This window comes from Actinopolyspora mortivallis (genome assembly GCF_003001495.1).
GTDB lineage: Bacteria > Actinomycetota > Actinomycetes > Mycobacteriales > Pseudonocardiaceae > Actinopolyspora > Actinopolyspora mortivallis_A.
In genome coordinates this window covers 1-8,258 of sequence record NZ_PVSR01000068.1, presented here as the reverse complement: position 1 = coordinate 8,258, position 8,258 = coordinate 1, and the positions used below count along the sequence as shown (strand labels likewise).

The following is an 8,258-nucleotide window of genomic DNA, read 5'->3' as shown; positions in this document are numbered from 1 at the left end:
GCCCTACCCGCCATCCACGCGGCCACCCTCCCCCTCCTGGCCCTGGCCAAACACCACCCCGCCTGAACCGCCACGTCGGTTCGGCCACCTCAACCGGTACTTCCGGAACGTCGACTCACCATGACAGGTCAACCGGTCGGAGAAAGCCCCATGAATTCGATCGAGGTCATCGACGGCACGTTCACCCACGTCGATGCCGCAGCCCGTGTCTGGGCCACGGCAACCGCTGCCCGCGACGGCGACGCAGCTCCCCCACCCCCGGAAAAAGCGCGGCCGCTCATCCACCAGGTCGCCCGAGCACCAGGGGCCTCCTGCTCGTAGCGAGCGCAAGAACCGAAACCCTCGGATTTCTCGCCGCTGGGCGAAGGGGCAGCGGGTATCCGGACGACGAAGCCGAGGTTCGTTACCTGGGGCGTCGCTCCCCATGCTTGGGGCAGCCGCATCGGAAGCCGACTCGTCCAGGCATTGCCCGCACACCTGACCAACACAGGATTCGCCCGAGCAACGCTCACGGTCTCCACCGACAACGAACCGGCCGTCCGGCTCTATCGGAAACACGGATGGTCCCCCGTCGGTGAACCGACCCCGCACCCGACCACGGCCAAACCGGAACAGCGCTACCGCCTCGACCTCTGACCAAGACCGGAAGGATCGAAAACGACTGCGATCAGGAGAGCGAGCCCCCCCCCCGACCATGAAAACGGCCCCCACCGTTTCCGGTGAGGGCCGTTCTCGCTGGTCGTTCCGCGTGGCCAGGGGCGGGGTCGAACCGCCGACCTTCCGCTTTTCAGGTCACAGCTAACGGGTTCAACGAGGATCGCTGTAGTCCTCCGATGCTGGTCAGCGGCAATGCTGGAACATTGGGGGTCAGTGTGAACGGGAATGAACTGAGACTAGAACTGAGACGATCGCAGGGCCTCGCTTGTGCTCTGAGCTGTGGGCAAACGCAGCGGGAGGGAATCGACAAGCTAACCGCAGAACTCGCGCTGTGCGGGCTTCTCGAAGGCTGCGGGAAGGGGATTCCTTCGGTTCCCTTCGTTCCCTCTCTGGTTGTTGTTGCTGGTCATACCGAGGGAATGGGGCAGGGAACGGGTGAGGGAGTTTTCCCTCCCTCCTGCGGTGTTCCCTGCCCGGTTCCCTGGCGATTCCCTGCCGTCCGGGGCGGGATTGGAAGCCTGTCTCGTGAGTTACTCATCGGGTTAGTTCGCGTGTGGTGGGTTAGTTTTCTAACGTGCGGGTTAGTCGCCCCGGATCGCCAGGTGACCTGCGAGGAGTTAGCGAGTGAGACGGGTTAGTCCCGCCCCGCACCGCATCCGCGGGGCCCCACACACCCCGTGGGAAAGCTTCCCCCACCACCGGACTAACTAACCCCGCCGGCCTGTCACAGCGCTCTCGCGGCCCGCAACGGGGAAGTGAGTACCGAGTGACGGAGCGAGTGAGACAGAGGGCGGCAAGTGGAAACTCACTTCACCGGTCACTTCCCCCACTCACTCGCGGCGAGCTGCGAAAACACCGTGAGAAGTGAATAAGTGAGCGGAGTGACCGCCCCCCGCACGAGGCCGCAGCACCCCACGTGTGAGCCGGTCTCACTGCCCCCCTCCGGGCGATCACACCGGGCGGGCCGTCCCAGGCGCTCTGTGAGCCACTCACAGGCCCGTGAGAGCCGCTCCACAGCCGCGGCAGTGCCCGGCAGGCTGAAGCACTTGGGAGAGGGGCACCACCCCCGATGCTCCAGCCTCCCGAACAGCCACCCACCGACCCGAAACACCGGCCACCCGACCACCCCCGAAGAGTTCGAAGGGATCGCTGAAGGGATCGGTAGCCGAACCCCGTGTGACCTGCGAAGGGTTCGAAGGGATCGAAGGGATCGGTATGTCCCCGCGAGCCGAACTCTTCGGAGTAGATAGTCATTGACTCGCGGTCACGAGGACTGACGTAGCTCGCGGAGTTGCTCTAGGTACGAGTCCGCCTCCGCATTCCCCTCGTAGTGCTCCGAGAGCACCTGGGCGAGATCCTGGGAGACCATAGCCAGCGACGGAAGCGACTTGCGGTCACCGGCGATGGCGCGGCGACCGTACGCGACGGCTTCTTCAACATCTCCTTCGCGGGCAGCTACTACCCCAAGGGTGATCTGTGCTTCGGCTACCCGCATAGGCCAGCGTTCGTATCCGTTGAAATCGGTACTCACACGGATAACCTCGTCAGAGAGTTCCTGCGCGAGTCTGTTTTCGCCTATGTGCCGGTAGCAGTCCATGACGTAAAAGTCATACTTCGAGGGATCGACAACGAAGTGATTCTCGACGTTAGTCGGATAGGACATCCCTTCAAGAGTAAGGCGACCCCACTCAAGAGATTTTTCCATTTCTTCCCGCCTGCCCATACGTGCCCAGGCCTTAGCTTCCTGAGCGATGATCTGGACAGCGACACTGTGATTTCCCGCTGCTTCACGTCCAGCTTCGGTAGCTGCGATAACTCCTCGATAATCGCCCGAAGTCAGCGAGAACCAGGCACGCATTTCGTGAGCCCAACCGATGATACCAGAGCTTCCCACTTCCTGGCCGAGACTCAAAGCAGAACGACGAGTGGCCTCCGCTGACCTTTGGTCGCCGAGGTCGTACTCAAGGCATCCCACCAGCAGAGTGAGCCAGCCAGCAAGCTCAAGGGTCTCCCTGCGCTGGCTGAAACTGAGACGCTGCTCCTGCATTTCGACTAGGCGGCGCAACCACTGGCGACACTCAACAATCAATCCCTGCGCAGGCAATCGAGAATAATCGGAGCATAGTTTGTCAACAGTGATTCGGACAGCTTCGAGAGTCGCCTCGTTTACATCGGAAGCGTGGAGACGGCTAACAATTTCGAGCGTGTTCATGCCCGTAGCATTCAACAGTTCGACATCGTTACTCCGCTGCTCCGGCGGAAACAGAGAATCGGTCACCGTCCCGAGCGTTGAAGCGATTATCCTCGTGTAGAAACCACTGGGTTTGTTCTCCCCCAGTTCCCATGATTTCCACCGTCGTAGCAGATGGTTGGTGTCCGGTAGTTCCTTGCCGGCATGTTGCCGCATGGCCTCTGCGGCTTCCAGTTGCGACCAGCCACGGGCTTCACGCATCGATCGGATGCGACGCGCCCACGTCGGCAAATCCTCACTCATGCTGCCTCCAACTCGTTGCCCCGTACTCGCCAGTGTGGCACCGGAGAAGGGCGACACGAGAGGTGCGATGTAGGTGATACGGGCTCATCACCGCATCACCTACGCCGCACCCGCAAAGACACTGTGAAACGAGTCTCATGACGATCAGTGTTGGGGACATGGCCACGAGAGCGAACGCCAGCACGGCACCGGCAAACTTCGAACGGGCACGGGAGTCTACTTACCGGAAATCTCCGCGAGACGGTTCTCGATCGCTGTCAGACGATCGAGCACGCCAGAGAGGACGCGGTGAAGGTCCGCATCACCCGACCCCCCTGCTTCAGCATCACCAGCCGGTGAACTTTCCCGCTCGATTGGGCGGCTGTGCACCCAAGATCCTTCGCCCTGGCGACTCACGATTAGCCCTTCCTCGCGAAGGACTTTCAGGGCGCTCTTCACCGTGCCAACCGACACGCGGTACTCGTCCGCGATCTCAGCCTGCCGAGGCAGTCGCTCACCGGGGCTGTACTCCCCACCTCCAATGGCCGATCGAAGCTCGTCGGCTAGTTGCTGGTACGGCGGACGAGGGTCATCAGGATCGACTTTTCCCATGTCAAACAGGGTACATACGTGTATCCCCCAATCAAGTTAGCCAACTTAGCTTGACTATGTTTTCTAAGTCGCCTAGTGTCACTGGTGTCTCGGCAGTTGCGGGAGTTTCCGGGACTGCCAGTGACCACAAGAAAGCCCCGGCGGTGTGGGCGCACCGGCCGGGGCGGGACATCGAAGTATTGGAGCTGTCGATGCAAGACGAGTCTACCCGGATGTTGCGGGTTCGGGCAGTAGCCGAGCGGTTGGACGTGTCGGTGAACACGATCTATCGAGCGATCGAGTCCGGCGAGCTGCGGGCGTTGAAGATCGGTGCCGGGAAGGGGACGCTGCGCGTTCCTGAGTCGGCTCTCGTGGACTACGAGCGGGCCTGTGAGCGGGCCGCGCACGAGACGGACGTGACCGGCGCTGGCTGCCCGGTCGAGAACGACGCGCTGGGCGAGGTGGTCTGATCATGTTCACCACGACGAAGGCAACCGGCCAGGTCGGCACGTCCGGTCCGGTGGAATTCATCCCGACCCTGCGTGAAGGTGCTGACCAGCCCGCCGCCATGCGGGTGTCGATGAGTATCGACATCAGCCTCGAAGACGCCGCCGGCGCGCTGTGGATTCTGGTCACCGAGGGCACCGAGCTGTCCGAGCTGGACGACGAACAGTTCGTGCACACGATGGTGCTGGAGACTCTCTTCGCCGAGGGCGGCAACCGTGTGGCCGCCGCCCGGGAAGAGATGAACGAGCAAGAGCCCGGCACGTTCGAGGCGCACACCGCTCATGCGTTGCGCTCGATCGTGGCCCGACTCTACGGCACCGGCCCGCAGAACACGCCTCGGCAGTGCCGTACCGGCGGGTTGGAGGTGGCCCGGTGAGTACTCGTTACGCCGTCACCGAGCACACCATGCTCACTCTGCTCTACGCGGCCCCGGCGAGTACGGCGGATCTGCGGGAGGCGCCGCTGGACGGGCTGGCGAGGTTCGTCGGTCAGGTCGCCAGGAACATGCCGGATCGGATGCTGGCTGACATGGAACGTGGCCTGGCCCGCGTGGCTCGCGAGGGCGGGCCGCTGTTCGACCCGCAGCGCTACACCCTCGTGCAAGCACGGGTGACCGCGCTCGCCCCGCTGCTGGCTGCCCGTGTCGGCGGGCACGCCGGGCGGCACCCGATTCAGGACTGCCCGGACATCTGCTGGAGCAACTAGCCGCTGCCCGGCCACGGTCACGGCTCGGCCTGGTGGTGTCCCGCCGCCCCGCTTGAAGGGGTTTGAACTGCCACCGGGCCGAGTCCCCTCCCCTTCCGCCCGGCGCGGGGGTGTTGCCCGCATCAACCAGCACAAACACCCCCGCGGCGGCCGAATCCGCAACAGGGGTGTTGCGGGCAGCACCCGCCCCCACGAACCCGGGCCGGACCGGGCCTCGATCCCCCTCGATCACCCCCTCGATGCGGTCCACCTCGATCGCGGGGTGACCGGCCCGAATCGAGCCCGATCGAGCCCGGCCGGACCGGGCACCGGCCAGCACGGACCAGCACCCGAGACCACCCGGAGTCACCTCGTTATGACAACCGCTGATCGACCCGCACCCGAGCCCGACCAGACCGGCCCGCCGCTGCGTGTCGTCCCCGACCACGAACCCGGATTCACGCCCACCCTGACCGGCCCGGACACCCCGCCCGAGCAGCATCGGGATAGGGCGGGAGACCCCCACCCGGATAGGCCCCCGACACCGGACGACACCGGGACAGTCCCGGCGCGTCGGCTGAGGCTGACCAAAGCCTCCCAGGTTCAGATCCGGCCGACCTATTGGACGTGGGAAGGCCGTATCCCGCACGGCGCGATCACCCTCGGACCGGGGCGGGAAGGCATCGGCAAGTCCCTGTTCTGCTCCTGGCTCGCCGCCCAGGTCACCCTCGGCACCCTGGAGGGCCTCCACCAGGGCCAACCGAAAGGCGTGATCTACGCGGCCACCGAGGATTCCTGGGAAGCCACCATCGCGCCCCGACTGATCGCGGCCGGGGCCGACACCGACCGGGTCTACCGCGTCGAAGTCACCTCACCGGCGGGCAACAGCCTTCCGCTGACCCTGCCCCGGGACTGCGCCGAACTCGCCACCGAAATCACCGAGGCCGACGTGTCCCTGCTGATCCTCGACCCGCTGATCTCGGCCGTGGACAGCCGCGTCAACGTCAACCAGGAAGAACTCCGCACTGCCCTGGAACCACTCTCGGCCCTGGCCGACTCGACCGGCTGCGCCGTGTTCGGACTGGCCCACTTCAACAAAGGCACCGGCACCGACGTGCTCTCCCGCGTGACCGGCTCCCGCGCCTTCTCCGCCGTGGCCCGCGCCGCGGTGGCCTTCGCCCGTGACCCCGACGCCGAGGACGGCTCATGCGTCATGTCCCAGGTCAAAAACAACCTCGGCAGCCTCGCGCTGCCCTCCCTGCGCTACATCGTCGAACCCGTCACCCTCGACACCCTCGACGGCCCCGCCCAATGGGGACGGCTGCGGTTCCTCGGCGAAACCGACACCCACGTCGAAACCATCCTCGCCGAACCCACCGGCAAAGACACCCACAACGGGAGCGGGCGCACCCACGCCCTCGATACCTGGCTCGTGGACTACCTCACCGAACGCGGCGGCAGCGCCTCATCCACCGAAATCACCACCGACGCCGAAAAAGCCGGATACAGCCAACCCCAACTCAAACGCGCCCGCAGACGCCTCGGAAACCGCATCGACGTCGTCAAAACCGGACTCGACCACTGGGTGTGGACCCTCACCCACTGAGCTTGAAGGGATCGGCTCGCGGGGACACACCGATCCCTTCGATCCCTTCGAACTCTTCGCAGGTCACACGGGGTTCGGCTACCGATCCCTTCAGCGATCCCTTCGAACTCTTCGGGGGTGGTCGGGTGGCCGGTGTTTCGGGTCGGTGGGTGGCTGTTCGGGAGGCTGGAGCATCGGGGGTGGTGCCCCTCTCCCAAGTGCTTCAGCCTGCCGGGCACTGCCGCGGCTGTGGAGCGGCTCTCACGGGCCTGTGAGTGGCTCACAGAGCGCCTGGGACGGCCCGCCCGGTGTGATCCGCCCGGAGGGTGGTTGCCGAGCTCTGCCCGCCGGCGCGCTCGGCCTTGAAGGGATCGGCTCGCGGGGACACACCGATCCCTTCGATCCCTTCGAACTCTTCGCAGGTCACACGGGGTTCGGCTACCGATCCCTTCAGCGATCCCTTCGAACTCTTCAACACCCACACGAAAGGAGACAAACCATGAGTACCCCCACCACCAACCAGCCGCGCACCCTACTCACCGTCGAACAAGCCGCACAGCGACTCGCCATCGGCCGCACCCGCATGTTCCAGCTCCTCCGAACCGGCGAAGTCGCCTCCGTGCGCATCGGACGCGCACGCCGCATCCCCACCGACGCCCTTGAGTCCTACATCGACCGGCTCACCGCCGAACAACGCACCGCCTGAACCGAAACCGAACATCACCCGCGACAACGCCTCTAGGTCTAGAAACACCGCCCTCTAGACCTAGAGGCCCCACTAGAGCCCCATACCAGTCCTGAGCAGGCATCTAGCGCCTAGAACCCACCTGCCAACCCCCACACACAACCCAACACAGCGAACCCTCACACCGCTCGCGACCCCGCGAGAGGCCAGAGCAACACGTCCCAAACAACCACCCGCAGAAAGGAACCCGAATGCCGCGCAAGCGATCCCAAGACACCGGCCGAGCCCCCAACGGCGCGGGCAGCGTCTACTACAGCGAGAGCGACGGCAAGTGGCACGGCCGCATCACTCTCGGAGTCCGTGACGACGGCAAACCCGACCGGCGCCACGTCATGTACAAGACAGAACGAGAAGTCATCTCAGCCCTGCAAAAGCTGGAGCAGTGGTACCGAGAGGGAACCCTCCGCAAACCCGGCAAACCCTGGACCGTCGAAGGCTGGCTACGGCACTGGGTCGAAAACATCGCTCCGATGAACCTGCGGTACAAGGCACTCACCGGCTACCGCACCGCCGTGTACCGGCATCTCGTTCCCGGCATCGGTGCGCACCGCATCGACCGGATTCAACCGGAGCACTTCGAGAAGTTCTACACCAAGCTGATTGAGTCGGGGCTCAAACCCGCGACGGTTCACCAGGTCCACCGCACGGCCCGTACAGCTCTCGGCGAGGCCGAACGGCGCGGCCACATCGGACGGAACCCTGTCGCTGTGGCCAAGGCTCCACGCGTCGAGGAAGAAGAGATCGAGCCCATCGAGCCTGAGGACGTGCAACGCATCCTGAAAGCCGCGCTGCACCGACGCAACGGCGTGCGGTTCGTGCTCGCCCTAGCGCTGGGCTGCCGCCAGGGCGAAGCCCTGGGACTGCGTTGGGAGCACTTCAACGAACAGAGCCGCACCCTACGCATCCGCAAGGCACTGCAACGCCAGAAGTGGCAACACGGCTGTAGCGACCCGCACGCCTGCGGGGCGAAGTACCACAAGACCAAACCCTGCAAAGACGGCTGCAAACGCCACACC

10 protein-coding genes are annotated in these 8,258 nt (G+C 64.7%); 8 read left to right on the top strand and 2 right to left on the bottom strand.

All coding sequences use genetic code 11. The annotated features are described in order from the left end of the window. Positions 1-150: 150 nt before the first annotated feature. Positions 151-321, top strand: a complete 171-nt coding sequence (locus CEP50_RS20205; RefSeq protein WP_181188472.1) for a hypothetical protein — start codon at positions 151-153, stop codon at positions 319-321. Between the two features lie 36 nt (positions 322-357). Further along, positions 358-636 (top strand): GNAT family N-acetyltransferase, encoded by a 279-nt coding sequence (locus CEP50_RS20960; RefSeq protein WP_106115364.1) that lies wholly within the window; start codon positions 358-360, stop codon positions 634-636. Positions 637-1,921: 1,285 nt separating this feature from the next. On the opposite strand, the gene CEP50_RS19450 is transcribed toward CEP50_RS20960, so the two are convergent. After that, the gene (locus tag CEP50_RS19450) at positions 1,922-3,151 is read right to left on the bottom strand and encodes an XRE family transcriptional regulator (protein ID WP_181188471.1); all 1,230 of its coding nucleotides are present in this window, start codon (positions 3,149-3,151) and stop codon (positions 1,922-1,924) included. Between the two features lie 216 nt (positions 3,152-3,367). Next, positions 3,368-3,742: a GntR family transcriptional regulator gene (locus CEP50_RS20955; protein WP_106115363.1), complete on the bottom strand. Its 375-nt coding sequence runs from the start codon at positions 3,740-3,742 to the stop codon at positions 3,368-3,370. A gap of 191 nt (positions 3,743-3,933) precedes the next feature. On the opposite strand from CEP50_RS20955, the gene CEP50_RS20395 reads away from it, so the two are divergent. The 6 genes from CEP50_RS20395 to CEP50_RS19410 form a co-directional block, all read left to right on the top strand. Continuing rightward, positions 3,934-4,191 carry a helix-turn-helix transcriptional regulator gene (locus CEP50_RS20395; protein ID WP_258175434.1) on the top strand — a complete coding sequence of 86 codons (258 nt, stop codon included), beginning with the start codon at positions 3,934-3,936 and terminating at the stop codon, positions 4,189-4,191. A 2-nt stretch (positions 4,192-4,193) separates the two neighbouring features. After that, positions 4,194-4,604: a hypothetical protein gene (locus CEP50_RS19435; protein ID WP_106115361.1), complete on the top strand. Its 411-nt coding sequence runs from the start codon at positions 4,194-4,196 to the stop codon at positions 4,602-4,604. Further along, positions 4,601-4,933, top strand: a complete 333-nt coding sequence (locus CEP50_RS19430; protein WP_106115360.1) for a hypothetical protein — start codon at positions 4,601-4,603, stop codon at positions 4,931-4,933. The genes CEP50_RS19435 and CEP50_RS19430 overlap by 4 nt, the downstream gene beginning before the upstream one ends. 355 nt (positions 4,934-5,288) lie before the next feature. Beyond that, positions 5,289-6,518 (top strand): AAA family ATPase, encoded by a 1,230-nt coding sequence (locus tag CEP50_RS19425; protein WP_106115359.1) that lies wholly within the window; start codon positions 5,289-5,291, stop codon positions 6,516-6,518. 478 nt (positions 6,519-6,996) lie between these two features. Next, entirely contained in the window at positions 6,997-7,203 is a 207-nt protein-coding gene (locus CEP50_RS19415) for a helix-turn-helix domain-containing protein (protein WP_106115357.1), read from the top strand. Positions 7,204-7,433: 230 nt separating this feature from the next. Further along, the coding region (locus tag CEP50_RS19410; RefSeq protein ID WP_219905574.1) for a tyrosine-type recombinase/integrase at positions 7,434-8,258 on the top strand (825 nt) is incomplete at its 3' end.

Excerpts from the sequence above, each read along its gene's own strand:
- CEP50_RS20205 (WP_181188472.1), top strand. The coding sequence starts at position 151 with ATGAATTCGATCGAGGTCATCGACGGCACGTTCACCCACGTCGATGCC.
- CEP50_RS19450 (WP_181188471.1), bottom strand. The coding sequence starts at position 3,151 with ATGAGTGAGGATTTGCCGACGTGGGCGCGTCGCATCCGATCGATGCGT.
- CEP50_RS20955 (WP_106115363.1), bottom strand. The coding sequence starts at position 3,742 with ATGGGAAAAGTCGATCCTGATGACCCTCGTCCGCCGTACCAGCAACTA.
- CEP50_RS20395 (WP_258175434.1), top strand. The coding sequence starts at position 3,934 with ATGCAAGACGAGTCTACCCGGATGTTGCGGGTTCGGGCAGTAGCCGAG.
- CEP50_RS19435 (WP_106115361.1), top strand. The coding sequence starts at position 4,194 with ATGTTCACCACGACGAAGGCAACCGGCCAGGTCGGCACGTCCGGTCCG.
- CEP50_RS19425 (WP_106115359.1), top strand. The coding sequence starts at position 5,289 with ATGACAACCGCTGATCGACCCGCACCCGAGCCCGACCAGACCGGCCCG.
- CEP50_RS19415 (WP_106115357.1), top strand. The coding sequence starts at position 6,997 with ATGAGTACCCCCACCACCAACCAGCCGCGCACCCTACTCACCGTCGAA.